17 protein-coding genes are annotated in these 21,379 nt (G+C 65.5%); 12 read left to right on the top strand and 5 right to left on the bottom strand.

The annotated features are described in order from the left end of the window. Positions 1-147: 147 nt before the first annotated feature. Positions 148-723 (bottom strand): 5-formyltetrahydrofolate cyclo-ligase, encoded by a 576-nt coding sequence (locus AC3WUT_RS20005; protein ID WP_019575970.1) that lies wholly within the window; start codon positions 721-723, stop codon positions 148-150. A gap of 9 nt (positions 724-732) precedes the next feature. On the opposite strand from AC3WUT_RS20005, the gene AC3WUT_RS20010 reads away from it, so the two are divergent. Continuing rightward, a complete protein-coding gene (locus AC3WUT_RS20010; protein ID WP_492348845.1) occupies positions 733-2,751 on the top strand; it encodes a lytic transglycosylase domain-containing protein in 2,019 nt (672 codons plus the stop codon). Between the two features lie 123 nt (positions 2,752-2,874). After that, positions 2,875-4,647, top strand: a complete 1,773-nt coding sequence (locus AC3WUT_RS20015; protein WP_492348846.1) for an alkaline phosphatase D family protein — start codon at positions 2,875-2,877, stop codon at positions 4,645-4,647. 10 nt (positions 4,648-4,657) lie between these two features. On the opposite strand, the gene AC3WUT_RS20020 is transcribed toward AC3WUT_RS20015, so the two are convergent. Together AC3WUT_RS20020 and AC3WUT_RS20025 are read right to left on the bottom strand one after the other, a co-directional pair. After that, positions 4,658-5,575: an MBL fold metallo-hydrolase gene (locus AC3WUT_RS20020; RefSeq protein WP_492348847.1), complete on the bottom strand. Its 918-nt coding sequence runs from the start codon at positions 5,573-5,575 to the stop codon at positions 4,658-4,660. 14 nt (positions 5,576-5,589) lie between these two features. Continuing rightward, a complete protein-coding gene (locus AC3WUT_RS20025; RefSeq protein WP_492349000.1) occupies positions 5,590-7,284 on the bottom strand; it encodes an AMP-binding protein in 1,695 nt (564 codons plus the stop codon). 177 nt (positions 7,285-7,461) lie between these two features. Between AC3WUT_RS20025 and AC3WUT_RS20030 the strand changes: the two genes are divergently transcribed. Continuing rightward, entirely contained in the window at positions 7,462-8,373 is a 912-nt protein-coding gene (locus AC3WUT_RS20030; protein ID WP_492348848.1) for an esterase/lipase family protein, read from the top strand. A gap of 152 nt (positions 8,374-8,525) precedes the next feature. On the opposite strand, the gene hppD is transcribed toward AC3WUT_RS20030, so the two are convergent. Beyond that, positions 8,526-9,662 (bottom strand): 4-hydroxyphenylpyruvate dioxygenase, encoded by a 1,137-nt coding sequence (gene hppD, locus AC3WUT_RS20035; RefSeq protein WP_492348849.1) that lies wholly within the window; start codon positions 9,660-9,662, stop codon positions 8,526-8,528. A gap of 125 nt (positions 9,663-9,787) precedes the next feature. On the opposite strand from hppD, the gene AC3WUT_RS20040 reads away from it, so the two are divergent. From AC3WUT_RS20040 to lnt, 4 genes are all read left to right on the top strand, one after another. After that, positions 9,788-10,261: an Lrp/AsnC family transcriptional regulator gene (locus AC3WUT_RS20040; RefSeq protein WP_492348850.1), complete on the top strand. Its 474-nt coding sequence runs from the start codon at positions 9,788-9,790 to the stop codon at positions 10,259-10,261. Positions 10,262-10,354: 93 nt separating this feature from the next. Then, positions 10,355-11,086, top strand: a complete 732-nt coding sequence (locus AC3WUT_RS20045) for a GNAT family N-acetyltransferase (protein WP_492348851.1) — start codon at positions 10,355-10,357, stop codon at positions 11,084-11,086. 104 nt (positions 11,087-11,190) lie between these two features. Then, a complete protein-coding gene (locus tag AC3WUT_RS20050) occupies positions 11,191-12,066 on the top strand; it encodes a CorC family transporter (RefSeq protein ID WP_492348852.1) in 876 nt (291 codons plus the stop codon). Between the two features lie 17 nt (positions 12,067-12,083). After that, positions 12,084-13,682 (top strand): apolipoprotein N-acyltransferase, encoded by a 1,599-nt coding sequence (gene lnt / locus AC3WUT_RS20055; RefSeq protein ID WP_492348853.1) that lies wholly within the window; start codon positions 12,084-12,086, stop codon positions 13,680-13,682. A 12-nt stretch (positions 13,683-13,694) separates the two neighbouring features. On the opposite strand, the gene AC3WUT_RS20060 is transcribed toward lnt, so the two are convergent. After that, a complete protein-coding gene (locus AC3WUT_RS20060; protein ID WP_492348854.1) occupies positions 13,695-15,638 on the bottom strand; it encodes a serine protease in 1,944 nt (647 codons plus the stop codon). Between the two features lie 297 nt (positions 15,639-15,935). Between AC3WUT_RS20060 and glyQ the strand changes: the two genes are divergently transcribed. Genes glyQ through AC3WUT_RS20085 form a run of 5 tightly spaced genes read left to right on the top strand, consistent with a single transcriptional unit; the run spans position 15,936 to position 21,372 of the window. Further along, on the top strand, positions 15,936-16,841 hold the full coding sequence (gene glyQ, locus AC3WUT_RS20065; protein WP_492348855.1) for a glycine--tRNA ligase subunit alpha: 906 nt from the start codon (positions 15,936-15,938) through the stop codon (positions 16,839-16,841). An 18-nt stretch (positions 16,842-16,859) separates the two neighbouring features. Beyond that, positions 16,860-18,980, top strand: coding sequence for a glycine--tRNA ligase subunit beta (gene glyS / locus AC3WUT_RS20070; protein WP_492348856.1), 2,121 nt, complete (start codon positions 16,860-16,862; stop codon positions 18,978-18,980). Positions 18,981-19,020: 40 nt separating this feature from the next. Next, positions 19,021-19,593, top strand: coding sequence for a D-glycero-beta-D-manno-heptose 1,7-bisphosphate 7-phosphatase (gene gmhB, locus AC3WUT_RS20075; protein WP_492348857.1), 573 nt, complete (start codon positions 19,021-19,023; stop codon positions 19,591-19,593). Between the two features lie 31 nt (positions 19,594-19,624). Next, a complete protein-coding gene (locus AC3WUT_RS20080) occupies positions 19,625-20,371 on the top strand; it encodes a lysophospholipid acyltransferase family protein (protein ID WP_492348858.1) in 747 nt (248 codons plus the stop codon). A 20-nt stretch (positions 20,372-20,391) separates the two neighbouring features. Continuing rightward, complete coding sequence (locus AC3WUT_RS20085; RefSeq protein WP_492348859.1) at positions 20,392-21,372, top strand: M48 family metallopeptidase; 981 nt, start codon at positions 20,392-20,394, stop codon at positions 21,370-21,372. Positions 21,373-21,379 lie beyond the last annotated feature (7 nt).

Here is a 21,379-nt window from a genome sequence, read left to right on the forward strand (position 1 = left end):
GCCTTTCTTTGCTTACTTTCTTTGGCGAGACAAAGAAAGTGAGGCGCCCGCCGGGGCGCAATCCCGGCCTCCGCCCTTCAACAAAGAGCAGAAGGAACAGAGCGCAGCGGCACCACAAGATCCCTCACGGCGCCTGCAGCAAACCCCTTACCCCACCGGCCAAACCACCCCGTTGTCATTCAAGATCGCATCCAGCGGCTGGTCATGCGCCTCGGGCTCGAAGTCGGGCAGAAAGCCCTGGGTGTAGCCCAGGCCCACCGTCACCGGGCGGGGCTCCAGGGCGGCCAGGGTGCGGTCGTAGAAGCCGCCGCCGTAGCCCAGGCGGTAGCCGCCAGGGCCGTAGCCCACGCAGGGCACGAACAGCAGGGTGGGCACGATCAGCTCGGTGTCCTTCGGCTTGGGAATGCCGTAGGCGTCTTCTTCCATGGGGCAGCCCGGGTACCAGGCGTGGAAGGTCAGCGTCTTGTGCACCTTGTCCACCACCGGCAGGCCGATGCGGCGCAGCTGGGGCTCGCCCTGCAGTTCGCCGTCTTCCTTCCAGCGGTGCAAGGCGGGCAGGGGGTCGAATTCGCCCTTGATGGGCCAGTAGGCCCCAATGACCTGATCGGTGCGACCAACCAGCCAGATGCGCATCACGCGCTGCAGCAACTCGGCGCGCTGTAGCCTGTCTGGCAGGTTCAGTCGTTGCTCAATGAGTGCCTTGCGAACCGCTAACTTGTCCATAATTCCCTCATGTATCTAAAGAAGATTTTGACACCGCTTCTGGTGTCTCTGGTTTTGAGCTGTTCAGCCACTGGGGTCTGGGCGCAAACCGGGGGCCTGGCAGGGGCCTCGATGGCGGGCCAGAACCGGGCCGATGACGTGCTGGTCGACATGAGCCAGGCCTTTCGCAAAGGGGATCGCAAGAAGCTGGCCCAGTTGCTGCCGTTGGCACGCGGCCACGCGCTGGAACCCTGGGCCGCCTACTGGGAGCTGCGTGCCCGTCTGAACGAGGCCAGCCCCGATGAGGTCGAGGCCTTCATGGCGCGTTATGTCGGCACTTACCAGGAAGACCGCATGCGGGCCGACTGGTTGCAATTGCTGGGCCAACGGCGCGACTGGGAGGGCTTTGCGGCGCAATACCCGCTGTACCGCATGGGTGACGACCGCGAACTGCGCTGCTATGCGTTGGCGGTGGACTACCTCAAGGGCGTGGCGGCACCCGGTGCGGCCGAAGAGGTGCGGCGCCTGTGGCACGGCCTGCGCGAGGCCGAAGATGGCTGCACCCTGGCAGCGGACCGCTTCTATGCCGGCAAGCGTTTGACTGCGCTCGACATTTGGCGCAAGGCGCGCCTGGCCACCGAGGCCAACCGGCCTCGCGCCGCCCGCAACGCGGTGGGCGTGGTGGCGCCCGAGGTCTTGCCCGAACTGGGCCTGATCAACGACAGCCCGGTGAAGTTTTTGGCCAAGCGTGCCGCGGCCCCGAGCCGGGTACGGCAAGAGCTGGTGGTGCTGGCCCTGATCAAGATCGCGCTCAGCGACCCCGACACCGCCGCCACCCTGTTGGAAACCCGTTGGGCCGTGCAGCTGTTGCCCGAAGAAGAGCACTGGGTGCTGGGTGTGATCGGCAAGCAGGCCGCGCTCAAGCTCGATCCGTCGGCCGCGCGCTACTTTGGCAAGGTGAACCGCGACACCGACCTCAACGATGATCTGCTGGGCTGGAAGGTGCGCGCCGCGCTGCGGGCCGGCCAGTGGCGCCAGGCCCTGGGCGCTTTGCGGGCCATGAGCGAAGAGGCGCGCCAGGAAAGCATCTGGGTCTACTGGCGGGCGCGGGCCCAACTGGCCCTGGCGCGCAACGAGGCCGAGCGCCGCGAGGCCTTGCAGCCCCTGCAGGCCATTGCCGGCCCCCGTGGCTTCTACGAGCAACTGGCGCTCGATGAGCTGGGCCAGAAGCTGGTGCTGCCACCGGCACCTGTGCCCTTGTCGCCCGAAGAGAAAGAGGCGGCGCGCAACAACGCCGGCTTGAACCGGGCCCTGTACGCCATCGCCATTGGCCTGCGCTCCGAGGGCAACCGCGAATGGAACTACAGCACCAACCTGCACAGCCCGGGGGGCATGGCCGAGCGTGACCTGCTGGCCGCTGCCGACCTGGCCTGCCAGCGCGAGGTGTGGGACCGCTGCATCAACACCAGCGAACGCACCCGCAGCGTGTTCGATGCCAGCCAGCGCTACCCCATGCCTTTCCGGGATCAGGTGCTGCGGCGCGGGCGCGAGATCAACCTCGACCCCGCCTATGTGTATGGCCTGATCCGCCAGGAAAGCCGCTTCATCATGGACGCCCGCTCGGGCGTGGGCGCCTCGGGATTGATGCAGGTCATGCCGGCCACCGCACGTTGGACGGCCAAGAAGATCGGCCTGGCGGGCTTCACCCCCGACCAGCTCTCTGACCGTGACACCAACATTGCCATCGGCACGGCCTATCTGAAGCTGGCGCTGGACGACTTTGGTGGCTCGATGCCCATGGCTGCCGCGGCCTACAACGCCGGGCCGGGCCGGCCGCGCAACTGGCGCAACGGCCCCATGCTGGAGGCCGCGATCTGGGCCGAGAACATCCCTTTCAACGAAACCCGCGACTACGTGAAGAAGGTTCTGGCCAATACCACGGTGTACGCCGCCTTGATCACCGGTCAGCCCCAATCGTTGAAAGGTCGGCTGGGCCTGGTGGGCCCGCGTGACCAAGGCGTGCCCGACCCCAGTACTGATCTGCCCTGAGCGCGGGCCTGCGCGCCCGTGCCCTGGCGGGGGGCGGAACCTCCGTCCATCTGTCTGGTTTCACGCACCTGTCATCGCAGGCATCCATGCTGCGTGCTCATTCCATCTTCAAGAGCACCTCCCATGGATCGCCGCCAATTCCTGTCCCGTTCTGCCTTCTTCACCGTGGCTGCCGCCTCCTTGACCGCCTGTGGCGGGGGCGGTGGGAGTGAAGGGGTTGGCACTTACCAGTTTCCCCAGGGGGTGGCCAGCGGCGACCCGCGTGAAAGCAGCCTGGTGTTCTGGAGCCGTTGCGTGCGCGCCACGGGGGCTGGCGCTGACATCAACGTGCGTCTGCAGGTGTCTACGTCGGCCCAGTTCATCAACTTGCTGGCCGATCTGCCCCTGGTGGCCAGCGCCACCTACGACAACACGGTGCGCGCCAAGGTCACCGGCCTGCCAGCGGCCACGCCGCTGTACTACCGATTCCTGGCCGGCAATGACGTCAGCGCCGTGGGCGTGGGCAAGACCGCCCCGGCCAGCACGGCCACGCTGGCGCAATTGCGCTTTGCCTGGTTCACCTGTCAGGACTGGAGCGTGAACCACTGGGCTGCCATGAGCCTGTTGGCGGCCGAGGACCTGGACTTTGTGGTGCACCTGGGTGACTACATCTACGAGACCGTGGGGGCCGCCTTCCAGAGTGGCGCGGCCGAACCCGCGCACGCCCGCATCAGCCTGCCCGACGGCACCAAGCTGAGCGACGGCACGGTGTATGCCACCACTTTGGCCGACTACCGCACCCTCTACAAGACCTACCGCGGTGATGCACGCCTGCAGGCCATCCATGCCAAGTTCTCCATGATCGCCACCTGGGACGACCACGAGTTCAGTGACGACTGCTGGCAGGACCACCAGACCTACACCAACGCCAACCTGCAGCAGACGGCCCGCCGCCGTGCTGCCAACCAGGCTTGGGTGGAGTACCTGCCGGTCGACTTCGGCGATGTGTCTTTCGACAGCGCCAATGCGGCTTTCAACAACCTGCGCATCTACCGTGACTTCCGCTTTGGCACGCTGATGCACCTGGTGATGACCGATGAGCGCCTGTACCGGGACGACCATGTGGTGGACGAGGCCACCATTGCCACGGCCCAGGGGCATGACCCCATCAATGGCAGCGACTCGATCGGGGCCCGTTACTTTGTGCAGGTGCCGGTGCTGCAGCAATTCGAGGCGCTCAAGACCCAGGCGATGGGGCGCGTGCCGTCCATCCTCGGCACCACCCAGACCGCGTGGTGGAAGCAGACCCTGTCGAGTTCCAGTGCCACCTGGAAGGTGTGGGGCAACGAAGTGATGCTGAGCCGGCTTTGGCTGGATCTGCGGGCCAGCGCGCCGGCCCCGTACAACGCCCAGTACGTGGTGAACTGTGACGGCTGGGATGGCTACCCCAGCCACAAGGCCGATCTGCTGGGCCACATCACCAGCAACAACATCCAGAACGTGGTGGCCATCACCGGTGACCTGCACGCCTTCCAGTGCGGTGTGGTGCGCGACAAGCCCGACACCAGCACCGGTACGCCTGCCGTGGTCGATTTTGTGAGCGCCGGCATCAGCAGTTCCAGCTTCTACAGCTATGTGAAAGCCGGTGCGGGAACCACCCCTTTGGCGGCCCTGGTCACCTCGCCCGCCGTGTTTGACGCCGTGCTCAAAGGCAACAACCCCGACTTCGCCTATGTGGATCACGACGCCCAGGGCTATGCCTCGGCCACCCTCACGGCCAGCAGCCTGCAAGTGATCTACACCAAGATGAAACCCCTCACCAGCAGCGGCACGGTGCCCGACAGCCCAGTGCTCAAGCGCACCCGCATCACCCTGGCCGCGGGCAGCAAGACGCCGGTGGTGACGGACAACATCTGAGCGCGCTGGCTCAGGCGTTGAGCAGTTGCTGCCCTTGCAGTCGGGCGGCCCCCGAGGCCACCAGTTGGTCGACCAGGTCGGACAGCCAGGCCTGCGCGGAGGTGCCCCCACCGTGCCTGGCGGCTTCGGCCATGTAGGGGGTGTGCTCCATCCATTGGCGCAACTCGGTGAGGCTGATCTCCTGCCACTCGAGCAGCTTGAACTTCAGCAGCACCTTGGTGGCGTATTGCTGGTGGCGCTCAGGGGTGCGCACAAAGCCGTCCAGCCGTCGGCGTGCCGTGGCCAGTGCGCTCGTCACGTCGTGGAACACCGCGCCATGCCCCGGTATCACGGTGCAGGGCGCCAGGCGCTCGATCAGGTCCAGGGTGGCGGCCACTTCGTCAAAGGCGGGCACGCCGTCGAGTTCGGGGAAGACCACGCCAAAGCCGTTTTCCCAGAGCGCATCCGCCGAGATCAGGGTGGCGCTGGCGGGCTCGAACAGGATCACCGAGTGCGGGTCATGCCCTGGCGCCGCATGCACCTGCCAGGTCTGCAGGCCCAGCACCCGTTCGGTATCGGGTTGCAGCAGGCCGTCAAAGCCGAAGCGCGGGCATTGCTGGCCGGTGTGCTGGTAGCTCAGTCGGTTTTCGTCCCAGCTGCGCACGGCCTCGGCTTCGCCGGGTGGGATCCAGGTCTGCAAACCCGGGTATCGGGCCTGCAGCGCTGCATTGCCGCCGCAGTGGTCGCTGTGCAGGTGCGTGTTGAGCAACTGCACCAAGGGGCGCGGGCCCAGCGTCGATTCGACCAGGGCCACCGTCTGGTCGCTGTGGCTGGCGTAGCCCGTGTCGACCAAGGTGGCCCCGTCGGGCCCGTCAAGCAGGATGTTGTTGGCCGACAGCCAGCCGCGCTCGAACACGCTGACGCCCGGGGGCAGGGTGGGGCCCTCCATGGGATGCCTCAGGCTCAATGGGCCGCAGCGCTGCTGCGCAGCTCGCGCCGCAGGATCTTGCCCACATTGGTCTTGGGCAGCTCGGTTCGGAACTCGATGTACTTGGGGTGCTTGTAGCCGGTGAGGTTCTCGCGGCAGTAGCGGGCCACATCGTCTTCGGTCAGCGCCGGGTCGCTGCGCACCACGAAGACCTTGATCGATTCGCCCTGCTTGGCGTCGGGCACGCCGATGGCGGCACATTCAAGCACGCCGGGGCACATCGAGATCACTTGCTCCAGTTCGTTGGGGAACACATTGAAGCCGCTGACCAGGATCATGTCCTTCTTGCGGTCGATGATGCGGGTGTAGCCCTTGTCGTCCATCACGCCCACATCGCCGGTGCGCATGAAGCCGTCGCTGGTGAAGGTCTTGGCGTTCTCGGCGGGCTGCTGGTAGTAGCCCGTCATCACGTTGGGCCCCTTGATGCAGATCTCGCCCGATTCACCTTGCGGCACGGTGTTGCCTGCGTCGTCCTTGATGGCAATGTCGATGCTGGGCAGGGGCAGGCCGATCGAGCCTGAAAACACGGTGCTGTTGACTGGGTTGTTGGTGCCGATGGCGCAGGTCTCGCTCATGCCCCAACCTTCGATCATGGCCGAGCCCGTGGCTTGCTGCCAGGCCTTGGCGGTGCCCTCGGCCGCCGCCATGCCGCCGGCCTGCGAGATGCACAGGTGCGAAAAATCAAGGGTCTTGAACTCGGGGTGCTGCAGCAGGGCGTTGAACAGCGTGTTCACCGCCGGCAGCATGTGGAAGGGGCGCTTCTTCAGCTCCTTGATGAATTTGCCGATGTCGCGCGGGTTGGGAATCAGCGTCAGGTGCGAGCCTTGGCGGATGGCCAGCAGGCACAGGGTCAGCGCGAAGATGTGGTACAGCGGCAGGGCGGCAATGCCGTTGATCTGGGTCGGGTCGCCAATGCGGGCCAGCGCCGGTTTGAACCAGGCATCGGCCTGCAGGGTGGCGGCCACAATGTTGCGGTGGGTCAGGGTGGCGCCCTTGGACAGGCCGGTGGTGCCGCCGGTGTACTGCAGAAAGGCGATCGAGTCGAGGTTGCTGCTGGCAGGTTGCAGCTTCAGGCCGCGCCCCTCGGCCAGGGCCTGACTGAAAGCCACCACGCTGCGGCCGGGCGTCAGCGGGATCTGATAAGGCGGCACCATCTTGGCCAGGTGGCGCACGGCAAAGGTGATCCAAGCGCCCTTGAGGCCGCCCAGCAGGTCACCCATCGAGGTCATCACCACCTGCTTGATCGGCGTCTTGTCGATCACTGCCTGCAGGGTGTGGGCAAAGTTCTCCAGAATGATGATGGCTGTGGAGCCCGAGTCCTTGAGCTGGTGCTCCAGCTCGCGTGCGGTGTAGAGCGGATTGACGTTGACGCAGGTGTAGCCGGCGCGCAGCACCGCCGCCATGGTGACCGCGAATTGCGGGATGTTGGGCAGCATGATGGCCACTCGGGCCCCGGGTTCGAGGCCGCGCGATTGCAGCCAGGCGCCCAATGCCGCCGACAGGGTGTCAAGCTCGCCGTAGCTCATCCACACGTCCATGCAAACCGAAAACGGCTTGTCGGCAAATTTGCGGAACGATTCCTCCAACAGGTGGGGGACCGAACGGTATTGCTCGGGGTCAATCGTTTGGGGCACGCCGGCCGGGTAGTGCTGCAACCAGATTCTGTCCATCATGTCTCTCCTTGGCGCCCGATTTTGGCTGCACCGCAGCAAGCGTGGCTACGGGGCTTGTCCTAGGGGCGGGGCTTCAGTCGTCGCTGAGGCGACAGCCACAGACCGTTGTGCCCCCCAATGCACTGCGTGCCATCATTGGTGAATGAAATCAGATCCATCCGGGGTGATCCGCCCATGATCGCCAGATTGCAAAGAATGATGTTGTGCTGGGGCGTCCTGCTGGTGGCTTGTGCTGTTGGGTGGTGGTGGCCTCAATCGCCGTGGGCGATCGCCGCCACCCTGCTGGGGCTGCTGGCGCTGAACCCGCTGGCCCTGGGCCTGGAGTTCATGATCATGGTGCAGGTCAACCGCCGCGACCCGGCGCCCAGGGCCTCCTGGTGGCAGGTGCTGCAGGCCTGGGTGACCGAGGTGCGGGCCTCCAGCCGCGTGTTCGGGCTCTGGCAGCCTTTTCAGGCCGAGGCCTTGAGCGATCGGCTTCCGCCCGCTTGCCAGCCCGGGCCGCGCGGTGTGCTGCTGATCCATGGCTATTTCTGCAACCGGGGCGTCTGGACCCCGTGGATGCAGCATTGCACGGCGGTGGGGCGGCCTTTCGTGGCACTCAGCCTGGAGCCCCCCTTCGGCTCGATCGATGTTTATGCCGCGCAGGTGGAGCGCGCCGTGACGGCCCTCACCGAGGCCACAGGCCGTGCCCCCGTCATCGTGGCCCACAGCATGGGCGGCCTGGTGGCCCGCGCCTGGTGGCGGGCCAGCGCAGGGCCCGGCGAAGCCGCCCGTGTGCACCATGTGATCACCCTGGGCACCCCGCACCAGGGCACCTGGCTGGCCCGCTGGGCCCACACGGCCAATGGGCGCCAGATGCGCCGGGCCAGCCCCTGGCTGCAAGCCCTGGCCGCCCAAGAGCCGCCCGAACGCGCCGCCGCCTTCAGTTGTTTCTATTCGAACTGCGACAACATCGTCTTCCCGGCCCACACCGCCACCCTGCCCGGCGCCCAGGCCCACTTCGTGCCCGGCATCCCCCACGTCGCCCTGGGGACTGACCCTGGCGTGCGAGCCCGGGTGATGGCCTTGATCAAAGCGATGGATTGAGGCGTGGCGGCATTCCCAAGGGGCCGTTAGGCCCCCTTCTGAATTCAGCGAGCTTTAAACGAAGCTGTCAGGCCGGCGCCGGGCCGCCCCAAGGCGGCCTGCGGCCCCCCAGGGGGGCAGGAAGTGACGCGAAGTGCACGCCCGTGGGGGCCTCAGATCACCCCGCGCCGCATCTGATCGAGTTCGATGGATTCGAACAAGGCCTTGAAATTGCCATTGCCGAAGCCGTCATCGCCCTTGCGCTGGATGAACTCGAAAAAGATCGGGCCCAGTTGGTTTTCGCTGAAGATCTGCAGCAGCAGGGCGTCCTTCTTGCCATCGATCAAGATCTTGCGCTGATGCAGCTCTGCCAAGTCTTCGCCGTGGCCCGGGATGCGCTTGTCCACCAGTTCGTAGTACGTGTCGATGGTGTCGAGCAGCCGCACCTGGTTGGCCTGCAGGCCATCGACGGTGGCGTAGAGGTTGTCCGAGCCCATGGCGATGTGCTGGATGCCTTCGCCGCGGTACATGTCCAGGTATTCCTGGATCTGGCCAGGCTTGTCCTTGCCCTCTTCGTTGATCGGGATGCGGATCTTGCCGCAGGGGCTGGTCATGGCCTTGCTCTTCACGCCGGTCACCTGGCCTTCGATGTCGAAGTACTTGACCTCGCGGAAGTTGAACAGGCGCTCATAGAAGTCGGCCCATTCATGCATGCGCCCCCGGTGCACGTTGTGCGTCAGGTGGTCGATGTAGGTCAGGCCCACGCCGTGGGGGGCCAGGGCTTCTTCGGTGCTCAGGCCGGGCAGAGGCTCGAAGTCGACGTCAAAGAAGCCGATGTTGCCGATGGCGCCTGGCTGGGCGCCGTTCTTGCCGCGCCAACGGTCCACCAGGTAGATCAGGCTGTCGCCAATGCCCTTGATGGCGGGGATGTTCAGCTCGCCCGGGCCTGCCACGCCGGCATAGCCCCAGGCACCCAGGCCGACGGCGCGTTCGTAGGCGGCCTTGGCGTCCTGCACCCGGAAGGCAATCGCACACACGCTGGGGCCGTGCAGCCGCGCAAAGCGCTGGGCAAACGAATCCGGTTCGGCGTTGATGATGAAGTTGATCTCCCCCTGACGGTACAGGGTCACGTTCTTGTGGCGGTGCCGAGCCACCGGGCGAAAGCCCATGCGTTCAAACACCAGGCCCATGGCCACCGGATCGGGGGCCGCGTATTCAATGAACTCAAAGCCGTCGGTGCCCATGGGGTTGTCCCAAGGGGTGAAGGGGGCCACGGTGGACGTGGCGCTGGCGGGCAGGGGGGCATTCATCGGTCTGTCTCCATCCATGAGTGAGGTCTTGAAGCGATTGACTGTAGGGGGCGGGCCCAGCAGTTTTTCTGCATTCTTTGGCCGTGACATCCGTCAATTTGCAAGAATCCTGCAAAATAAAAGCCATGGAAGCATTGGATAAGCTGGATCGGCAGATTTTGCGCAGTCTGCAGGCGGATGGTCGCGCCACTTACGATCAGATCGCCGAGGCCGTGGGCTTGTCGGCCAGCGCGGTGTTGCGCCGGGTCAGGCGGCTTGAAGACAGCGGCGTGATCGACCGCTATGTGGCGCTGGTGCAGCCCGAGGCGGTGGGGCTGGGTCTGACGGCCTACCTCAATGTTCGGCTTGAGAAGCACACGGAAAGCCACAAACGCAACCCCATGGACCTGTTCCGGGCCAGTGTGCAGACTTGGCCTGAGGTGGTCGAGTGCGCGGCGCTCACGGGCGAGATGGATTTTCTGTTGCGGGTGGTGGTGGCCGACATGGCGCACTACCGTCGCTTTGTGCTCGAAAGCTTGCTCAAGCACCCCAGCGTGCAGGATTGCAAGACCAGCTTCGTGCTGGACCGCGTCAAGGCGACCACGGCCTTGCCTGTCTGACGAACGGTGCTGGATGAGGGATAACCTTCATCCCCGCAGGGCTTGAATGGGGTGGATTTTGGGTTATAGGGGAAAACCCTTATAGTTCAGCCCATGTTAGCCCCTTCCAACTGGATCCGGTCTTCGCTGCAAGCGGGGCGTGATCTGTTTCATTTCACCCTGGCCCAACCTTCGGGCTCCGAAGCCTCGGGCCCGTCGCCCGTGCTGGTGCCCATTCGTTCACTGGGCCCCAGCTACCGCTCCCGCATTGCGGCCCACCTGCTGGCCCTGGAGCCGCAAGACCGTTACCTGCGCTTTGGCTACGCCGCCAGCGACGAGCAGGTGCAGCGCTACGTGGATCAGCTTGATTTCGAGCGTGATGAGATCTTTGGCATTTACAACCGTCGGCTTGAGTTGATCGCCATGGCGCATCTGGCCTTCTCGACCGATCCCAAGTCGGCCAGTTGTGCCGAATTTGGGGTGTCGGTGCTCAAGCAAGCCCGTGGCCGCGGATTTGGTGCGCGTTTGTTTGACCGGGCCGTGATGCATGCACGCAACGAAGGCGTGAGCCTGATGTTCATCCACGCCCTGAGCGAGAACACAGCCATGTTGAAGATCGCCCGCAATGCTGGCGCGACGGTGGTGCGTGATGGCTCCGAGTCCGAGGCTCACCTCAAGCTGCCACCTGCCAGCCTGGATTCCAGGGTGGCCGAGATTGTTGAGCAGCAGTTTGCTGAATTGGATTACCGGCTCAAAGTCCAGGCCAAGCAGTTCCGTGAAACGCTGGCCAGCGTGCAGGAAATCCGCCGCGGCGTGCGCCAGGGGCGGCACCAGTCCGCCCAGTGAGGTTCACCCAGTGACGGGTTGGCGGCCGGTCCTGTTGGCCGGCTGTCACATCAATCCGCTATCCTTGAGGCTTACTCACTACCGCACGTTTTGCGCACCAGGCTGTGTCCGACCCTCACCCAGCGCGCGCTTCCGAGAAGGAAGACAAGCGCTCTTTTCTGCAAAAAGTTGCCGAATTCATCCGTCCCGGGCCCGACTCGCGTGACGAATTGCTGGATGCCCTCACCGATGCCGAGGACAACCAGGTCATAGGCGCCGAGTCGCGCGTGATGCTCGAAGGCGTGATCCGCATGGCCGACTTGACGGCCGGCGATGTCATGCTCGCCACGCCGCGCATGGACCGGCTCAGCATCGATTCTCCCTACGAGGAACTGCTGCACCAGGTGATTGAAACGGCGCATTCCCGTTTCCCGGTGTACAGCGGCGAGCCCGACAACATCATCGGCATCCTGATGGCCAAAGACCTGCTCAAGCTGCAGCGGGCCCCTGAACTCAACCTCCGGGCGCTGCTCAGGCCGGCCGTTTTTGTGCCTGAAAGCAAAGGTCTCAATGACTTGTTGCGCGAGTTTCGCGGCAATCGCAACCATTTGGCCATCGTCATCGACGAGTTCGGGCGGGTGGCCGGTCTGATCACCATCGAAGATGTACTGGAGCAGATCGTGGGCGAGATCGAGGATGAATTTGACATCGCCGAAGACGAAGGTGACATCTTCGGCCTGGCCGATCGCAGCTACCGTGTGAGCGGCGACACGCCGATCGAGCGTGTGGCCGAGGCCTTTGGTGTGCAGATCGAAAGCCGCGATGCCGACGAGCACTTCGACACCATCGGCGGCCTGATCGCCCATGAGCTGGGCCATGTGCCCCGGCGCGGCGAGCACTTCGAGCTGGCCGGCCTGAAGTTCGTGGTGCAACACACCAAGGGCGGCGCTGTGCGCTGGTTCAAGGTCACGCCCCAGGCGGACGGCGCCAGCCCCGCATGAAGGGCTTGAGCGGTCGCATGCGGCCGACCTGGGCCGCCTGGGTCTGTGCGGGCCTGGCCGGGTTGATGCAAGCCCTGTCGCTGGCCTGGCCCTGGGGGGGGCAGGCCTTGGGCACCTTGCAGGCCCTGTCGTTGGCGGCCCTGGTCGGTCTGCTCAACCGGGCGCCCAGCGCCCGGCACGGCGCCTGGCTTGGCGGGGTGTTTGCCCTGTGCTGGCTGGCCGGCACCTTTTGGTGGTTGTACATCTCGATGGCGGTCTATGGCGGGCTGGATGCGCCGTTGGCCGTGCTGGCCGTGTTGGGGCTGGCGGCTTTTCTGGGCAGCTACTACACCGTCGCGGCAGGTCTTTATGTGCGTTGGCGCCGTCGCCTCGCACTGGGCCCGCTGGCGTCGGCCGGCCTGTTTGCCGCCTTGTGGACCCTGGCCGAACTCCTGCGCGGGCATTGGTTCACGGGCTTTCCCTGGGGCGCCGGGGGCTATGCCCAGGTAGACGGTGCTGCCCGCTGGCTGGCCCCTTGGGTGGGGGTGTATGGCACCGGGGCGGTGGTGACGGCCTGGGCGGCCGGGCTGGCCAGCCTGCCTCGGCGGAAATGGCCGGTGCAGATGCTGCTGCTGGGGCTTGGGGCGCTGCTCTGCTGGGTGCCTGCGCCTGAGCAGGCGGCCTCGTCGGCCCCATTGGAAGTCAGTCTGTTGCAGGGCAACATTCCGCAGGACGAGAAATTTCAGGCCGGCTCAGGGGTGCCCATGGCCCTGGCCTGGTACCGCGCGCAGTTGATGGCCAATCAGGCCTCGCTGGTCGTGGCCCCGGAGACCGCGCTGCCCCTGCTGCCCGAGCAACTGCCCGCGGGCTATTGGGAGGGCCTGTTGGAGCGGTATGGCGTGGGGCCACAGAGGCCTGGGCCTGCAGAGAACGGGCCGCCCCAGGCGGCCCTGATCGGTGTGCCCCTGGGCAACCAGCGCGAGGGGTATACCAACTCAGTGCTGGGCCTGAGGCCTGGTGAGTCCCGGCTGTACGCCTACGACAAGCACCATCTGGTGCCGTTTGGCGAGTTCATCCCGCCGATGTTCCACTGGTTTGTGGCCCTGATGGACATGCCCTTGGGCGATTTCAACGCCGGGGCCGTGGGGCAGCCCTCCATGTCCTGGCAGGGGCAGCGTCTGGCCCCGAACATCTGCTACGAGGATTTGTTTGGCGAAGAGCTGGGCCTGCGTTTTCGCGACCCCACCCAGGCGCCCACGGTCTTTGTCAACGTGAGCAACATCGGCTGGTTTGGCGACAGCGTGGCGATTGACCAGCACCTGAACATCTCCCGCCTGCGGGCACTGGAGTTCGCACGCCCCATGGTGCGGGCCACCAACACCGGCGCCACCGCCATCATCGACCACCGCGGCCGGGTGACGGCCCAGTTGCCCCCGGTGAGCCGGGGCGTGCTGCAAGGCGTGGTGCAGGGCAGGGGCGTGAGTGCCGACCAGGGTGGTTGGGGCATCACGCCCTATGCCTGGTGGGTGTCACGCCTGGGGCTGGCGCCGCTGTGGTTGATTTGCCTGGGGGGCGTACTTTGGGCCAGGCAGCGTGAACGTTTGTCCCGCAGCCGGCTGATCGGTGAACGGCACTGAGCCTCTTCGTTATTACTGACTGGTCCAACTGTAGAAGGCGATGCCCTCATCGTGGTAGGTCGGCAGGTTCGCGTTGATGAAAGCGCGATCACTGGCGCTGATCGTGTAGAAGTGCGCGTTCGTGGCCGAGTTGTAGAAGCGGTACACCGGGGCACTGGTGCCATCACTGCTGGTTTGCGAGTACCAGCCAATCCCTTCGGCCACAAATGGGGGGGTGAGGTTGGCCGCGATGTAGCTCACGTCCGTGGTGCTGGCGGTGTAGAAGTGCCCATTGCTGGTTGGGTTGTAGTAGCGGTAGACGGGGCTCAGACCGGTGGCCGAAGCGGCATACGAGTAGAAGGCAATGCCTTCATAGGCGTACTGTGGGATGTTGTTGATCACGTAGTCGCGGTCAGAGGTGCTGGCCGTGAAGAAGTGAACGCGGCTGCTTGAGTTGTAGAAGCGGTAGACCGGAATGCGGGTGGTGGCGTTGTCCAGCCACTTGTAGAGCGCCGCGGAATAGGCCAGATCAAAGCGACCGTAGACGTCATTGGCCGTGGGATTGGTGCAGGTCGAGCTACCGCCCGACAATTGGCCCACCAGGTATTTGGAACTGCCGCTGGTGATGAAAAGGCCCGAGCCGCTGCTGCCGCCCTCGGTGACTCCGCTGCTCCAGCCCACTCGGATGTGGGTGGTGGCGCTGCTGGACGTGGAGGTGAAGCTGCACGAAAAAGTCGTGGAGCCAGAGACCATGGTGCAAGTGGCATAACCGGTGGTGCTCCCCGTGCTGACCTTTTGCAGGTCACCCGAGGGGTGATGGACGCCGCCGATGCTGGTGCCCGTGCCCGGCAGCGTGGGTGACCAGCCGGCGTAGTTCACGCCGGCCGGGGGGGTGTTGTTCATCCGCAGGAACGATGTATCGCTGGTGCTGCTGGCGTAAAGCAAAGTGGCGCCGCCGGTCACAGTCTTGCTGCCGCTGTAAAGCGTGCCGCTGCCACAGGCCGAGGCGCGGTAGAACCAGAAGGTTTGCAGGGTGCTTGCCACGGTCTGGGTCGAGATGCAATGGTTGGCGGTGAGCAGGTAGGGGGTGGTGCTGCTGGCCCGGTCGTTCAGCAGGGTGCCGGAGCACAGGTAGCTGCTGCCAGTGCTGGCATCGGAGAACAGCAGTCGTGCCACGCTGTTACCGGTGCTGCTCCAGTCGCTGTTGCAGGCCACGTCGACTTCGCAACTGCCCGAGTTGTTGATCTTCAGCGTGAGTTTGGCGGCCGTGGGTGACTGGAACAGGTGCGACAACTGCGGCACATTGATTTGCAGTGTCGAAGTGGCCACACCAGCGGGCAGCTCGATCTGCATCGTCAGGTCTTCGCCTTCCACATAGGGGGCAAAGTAGAGGTGGTTGCCGCTGGCGCCGGCCTGGCTGAGCTCGTTGACGGCCAAGGCGTCGATCACCTGGGTGCCGGTGACTTCAGTGGCGGTGCTGGCACCTTGCGCATAAAAGCGCAGTTTGGTGCGAGCGTCGATGTGGCCCACCTCCAGCATCAGCCGGGTGCCGGCGGCGCCGCTGGAGACAAAACGGATGGCGGCGCGCTGGCTGCCGTCGCTGTTCGGTGTCCATTGCAGGCGGCTGGCAAAGGTGCTGGCGGAATCCAGTTCGGCAATCTTGCGGCCCAGACCGATCTGGGGCGCTTGTCCGATGCTGCGGATGTCAACAGTGGTTTGCAGTTTGGCGACCTCGGTGCCGGCACTGCCCAGGCTCACCTTGTAGCTGGGGGCCGGGTCGTTGGTGCTCAGGGTGTAGTCGCTGTTCAGCTCTGCAGATTTGGCCGCGGCGGGGGTGAAGCTGTCCACCGGGGTGCCCAGGGCGGTGGTGGGCAATTGGCGTTCTGCCACTGCGCCGCTGCCATTGCCGCCACCGCAGGCACTCAGCAAGGCGGCGACGCCCAGGGCCAGGCCCCATCGAACGAGGTTAGCTTTCATCTTGTCGGATTCCGTGTGTTGTTGAGGTGTCCGACGGCCCCCTGGGCATGTGTGCATCGGCTTTGCTCACTTCTGGGGGGTATTTTGCATGGGCTTGGTGTCAATTCGTACCCCTTTTACATTGGAGGGCTCGTCCTGCGGCGCTGTGTCGCGGCTTGCACCGTGGTCGCCCCAGGCATGCAGGCCCGGTGGGCCGTAAAATCACGGGTTTGCTGCGCAAGTGCCTGCTTCCCATGCAGCCACGCCGGCCCCATCCACCCCTTTTGTCCAGACCCCGGTCCACCGGGGCCCAACGTCATGTTGACCTTTCAGCAAATCATTCTGAAGCTGCAGTCCTACTGGGACGCCCAGGGCTGCGCGCTGCTGCAGCCCTACGACATGGAAGTGGGCGCAGGCACCTCGCACACCGCCACCTTCCTGCGCGCCCTGGGCCCTGAGCCCTGGAAGGCGGCCTACGTGCAGCCCAGCCGCCGCCCCAAGGACGGCCGCTATGGCGAGAACCCCAACCGCCTGCAGCACTACTATCAATACCAGGTGGTGCTCAAGCCGGCCCCGAGCAACATCCTCGAGTTGTACCTGGGCAGCCTGGAGGCACTGGGCTTCGACCTCAAGAAGAACGACATCCGCTTTGTCGAAGACGACTGGGAAAACCCTACGCTGGGTGCCTGGGGCCTGGGCTGGGAGGTCTGGCTCAACGGCATGGAAGTGACCCAGTTCACCTATTTCCAGCAAGTCGGCGGCATTGATTGCAAGCCCATCACCGGTGAGATCACCTACGGCCTGGAGCGTCTGGCCATGTACCTGCAGGGCGTGGACAACGTCTACAACCTCAAGTGGACCGACACCTTGAGCTATGGGGATGTGTACCACCAGAACGAGGTGGAGCAGTCCACCTACAACTTCGAGCACAGCGATGCCGAGTTTCTGTTCACGGCCTTTGGCGCCCACGAAAAGCAGGCCAAGTACCTGATGGAGCAGCAACTGGCGCTGCCGGCCTATGAGCAGGTGCTCAAAGCCGCCCACACCTTCAACCTGCTGGATGCCCGGGGTGCGATCTCGGTCACCGAGCGTGCTGCCTACATCGGCCGCATCCGCAACCTGGCCCGCGCTGTGGCCCAGGCTTATTACGAGAGCCGCGAGCGCCTGGGTTTCCCCATGGCCCCGCGCGAGTGGGTTGAACAGATGGCCAAGAAGGCCGCCTGAGCGGGAGTACAAGACATCATGAGCCAACAAAATCTTCTGGTAGAACTGTTTGTCGAAGAGTTGCCCCCGAAGGCACTCAAGAAGTTGGGCGAGGCCTTTGCCGGCGTGCTGGCCGAGCAACTCAAGGCCCAGGGCCTGGCCGCTGCCGACAGCGTGACCACCGCCTTTGCCTCGCCACGTCGCCTGGCGGCGCACATCACCCACGTGGCCGCCAAAGCGGCCGACCGGGCCGTGCAGCAAAAGCTGATGCCTGTCAGCGTGGGGCTGGATGCCGCTGGCAACCCCACCCCGGCCCTGCTCAAGAAGCTGGCCGCCCTGGGCGCCGATGCCTCAGCCGTGGCCGGCCTCAAGCGCGCCCCGGACGGCAAGGCCGAAGCCCTGTTCTATGACAGCGTGGTCAATGGCGCCACGCTCGATGTGGGTTTGCAAAAGGCGCTGGAAGAATCGCTGGCCAAGCTGCCGATTCCGAAGGTCATGACCTACCAGCTGGAGACCGATTGCGAACTGCCCGGCTGGAGCAGCGTGCATTTTGTGCGCCCGGCGCATGGGGTGATCGCCTTGCACGGCAGCAGCGTGGTGCCGCTCAAGGTGCTGGGCCTGAAGTCGGGCAACACCACCCTGGGCCACCGTTTTGAGGCCGCCAAGCCCGTGGTCACCATCGAACACGCCGACGCCTACGCCGACACCCTGCGTCGCGATGGCGCGGTGATCGCCAGCTTTGCCGAGCGCCGTGCCGAGATCGTGAGCCAACTGGCAGCGGCAGCGGCCCAGGTGGGCAACGGCGTGCGCCCCATCGAAGACGACGCGCTGCTCGACGAGGTGACTGCCCTGGTCGAACGCCCCAATGTGCTGGTCTGCGCCTTCGAAACCCAGTTCCTGGGGGTTCCGCAAGAATGCCTGATCCTGACCATGAAGGCCAATCAGAAGTATTTCCCGCTGCTTGACGCCGCCGGCAAGCTGACGCACCAGTTCCTGGTGGTCAGCAACATCAGCCCGGCCGATGCCAGCGCCGTGATCGGCGGCAACGAGCGCGTGGTGCGCCCGCGCCTGGCTGACGCCAAGTTCTTCTTTGACCAGGACCGCAAGAAGACCCTGGCCTCGCGGGTCGAGGGTCTGGGCAAGGTGGTCTACCACAACAAGCTGGGCACCCAGGGCGAGCGCGTGGAGCGTGTGCGCGCGATTGCTCAGGCGATTGCTGCCCAGTTGGGTGACGCCACCCTGGTGGCGCAGGCCGATCTGGCTGCCCAACTGGCCAAGACCGATCTGGTGACCGACATGGTGGGCGAGTTCCCTGAGCTGCAGGGCACCATGGGCCGTTACTACGCCCTCAACGACGGTCTGCCCGAAGCCGTGGCCGACGCCATCGAGGACCACTACAAGCCCCGCTTCGCGGGCGACACCTTGCCGCGCGGCACCGTGGGCGTGGTGGTGGCCCTGGCCGACAAGCTGGAAACCTTGACCGGCATGTTCGGCATCGGCAACCTGCCCACCGGCGACAAAGACCCGTTTGCGCTGCGCCGCCATGCCCTGGGCGTGGTGCGCCTGTTGATCGAGAACCAGTTGCCGCTGGCCCTGGGCACCCTGCTGCAAAGCGCTGTGCCCGCCTTTGGCGACAAGATCAGTGATGCCAGCGCCGCTCTGGCCGACTTCATCTACGACCGCTTGGCCGGCAGCCTGCGTGAGCAAGGCTTCAGCGCCCAGGAGGTGGATGCCGTGCTGGCGCTGCGCCCTGAGCGCCTGTCCGATGTGGCCCAGCGCCTGGAGGCCGTGCGTGCCTTTGCCAAGCTGCCCGAGGCGGCCGCCCTGGCTGCGGCCAACAAGCGCGTCAGCAACATCCTCAAAAAGGCGGGCGAGGTGGATGCCCACGTCAGCCCGGTGCTGCTCAAGGAAGCCGCTGAGCAGGCTTTGTACGCGGCCCTGCAAGCCACTGCACCGCAGGCCAAGGCCCAGTTCGATGCCGGCGACTACACAGCCTCTCTGCAGACCCTGGCGGCCTTGCGCACCCCGGTCGATGCCTTCTTCGAAGGCGTGATGGTGAATGCCGAAGAGTTGGACTTGCGCCTGAACCGCCTGGGCCTGCTCAAGACCTTGCACGACGCCATGAACCGCGTGGCCGACCTGTCCCGGCTGGCCAGCTGAGCCCCCACGCCAAACCCACGCCACCCCCAGGATGCTCCCCATGAAACTCGTCATTCTCGACCGCGATGGCACCATCAACGAAAGCAGCGACGACTTCGTGAAGAGCCCGGAGGAGTGGCTGCCTCTGCCCGGGGTGCTGGAGGCGATTGCTCGGCTCAACCACGCTGGCTTTCAGGTGGTGGTGGTGTCCAACCAGGCCGGCCTGGGACGCGGCCTGTTCGACATGGCCCAGGTCAATGCCATGCACGCCAAGATGCACAAGCTGTTGGCCGCTGCCGGCGGCCGTGTCGAGGCGGTGTTCTTCTGCCCCCATGCGCCCGACGAGGAGTGCCGGTGCCGCATGCCTTCTCCCGGGCTGTTCGAGCAGATTGCCGATCGCTATGGCATCAGCCTGCAGGGCGTGCCCATGGCGGGTGACAGCCTGCGCGATCTGCAGGCCGGGTATGCGGCGGGTTGCGAACCGCACCTGGTGCTCACCGGCCTGGGCGCCGAATGGCGCGACCGGTCCCTGCCCGACACCTTTCCGCCAGGCACCCGCGTGCACGCCGACGTGGGCGTCTTTGCCGATCACCTGATCGCGCGCGATGCCGAGCGCCAGCGCGTGGCGGCCTGAGCCGCCCTCTGTTTTCAACAAGGCCCTACCCATGCACCTGCTGCGCTCCCTTTTGCACACCCTGTGGATGATGGTCACCGTGGTGCCCTGGGCCCTGATCATGTTGGTGGCCTCGCTGTGGCGCCGCGGCACCCCGCTGTGGTGGATGGCGGTGCGCTGGCTGGGCTGGGCCGTGGCGGGGGCCCGCGTGCTGATGGGCATTGAGGTGCGGGTGAGCGGACGCGAAAACCTGCCGCAGGGCGAGACCAGCCCGGCCATTCTGCTGGTCAAGCACCAGTCGACCTTCGAGACCTTTCTGATGCCCACACTGATGCCGCACCCGTTGGCCTATGTGTTCAAGAAAGAGCTGCTGTATGTGCCTTTCTTCGGCTGGGCCATGGGCCGGCTCGACATGATCCACATCGACCGCAGCCAGCGCGCCCAGGCCTTCAACAAGGTGGTGGCGCAGGGCAAGCGCCTGCTCGCGCAGGGCATCTGGATCATCATGTTCCCCGAGGGCACGCGCACGCCCCGCGGCCAGAAAGGCCAGTACAAGAGCGGTGGCACCCGTCTGGCCATCGAGACGGGCGCGCCGGTGATCCCGATTGCCGTGACCTCGGCCAAGTGCTGGCCGCGCAAGGCCTTCATCAAGCACCCGGGTGTGGTGGATGTGTCGATTGGCAAACCCATCCCTTCGGCAGGGCGCCAGCCCGACGAATTGATGCGCGAGGTCGAAGCCTGGATCGAGGCTGAAATGCGACGCCTGGACCCCGAGGCCTACCCGCCCGCCCAGGGCTGAGCACACGCGTGCCGGGGGCCATGAACCGACTGCTGCAATTCACGCTCGACCTGTTCGAGCGTGAGCCGACGCCGGCGGCCCCCTCTGCGCCGCCCAAGCGCAGGGCCGCGCCACCCCGACGGCCCAAGCCGACGCCGAAGCCGGATCCTCAGCTGTTCGAGCCAGCGCGCCCCATCCCGTCGGCCCCTGGTCCCGTCGGCCCGCCTGCGGCCCCGCTGACCGAGGTGATCACACCCATGAGCTTTCGCCATCCGCAGGCCAACCGCGAGTTGCAACTGCAAGGCAGCTGGGTGGCCTACCGCTTTGAGCGGGCACGTCGGCGCAGCATCGGTTTTGTCGTCGGGTCCGAGGGCCTGGTGGTGAGGGCGCCGCGCTGGGTGTCTCAGGCCGAGGTGGACGCTGCTCTGCGTACCAAAAGCGCCTGGATCGTGCGCAAGCTCGACGAGGCGCGCGAACGCCAATCCCGTCAGGCCTCTGCCAGCGTGGCCTGGGCCGATGGGGCCGAGCTGCCGTTTCTGGGCGAACCTCTGCGTGTGCGCCTGCAGCCGGGGGCTCTGGCGGGCGGCATGTTGCACCGCCTGGCCCCTGAGGCCGCAGCCGAGCAAGGCGTGCGCCACCTGCTGAGCCTGGGCCTGCCGCCTCAGGCGGAAGCCAGCCAGATCAAGGATGCCGTTCAGGCCTGCCTGATGCGAGAGGCCAAGGCCTTGTTCGCGCAGCGGCTCGACCATTACGCGCCCCAACTGGGCGTGCAGTGGAACAAGCTGGCCCTGAGCAATGCCAGCACCCGTTGGGGCAGCGCCCGCATTGACGGCAGCATTCGGCTCAACTGGCGCCTGATCCATTTCAGCCTGCCCGTGATCGATTACGTGGTGGTGCACGAGCTGGCCCACCTGCGCGTGATGGACCACAGCCCCCGCTTCTGGGACACGGTGGCCGCAGTGGTGCCCGACCACGCCGAACGCCGTCAGCAGCTGCGCCTGGGCGCCTTGCCCCGTTGGTGAGGGTGCG

This window comes from Curvibacter sp. EU05-FHT14A10, from assembly GCF_058791075.1.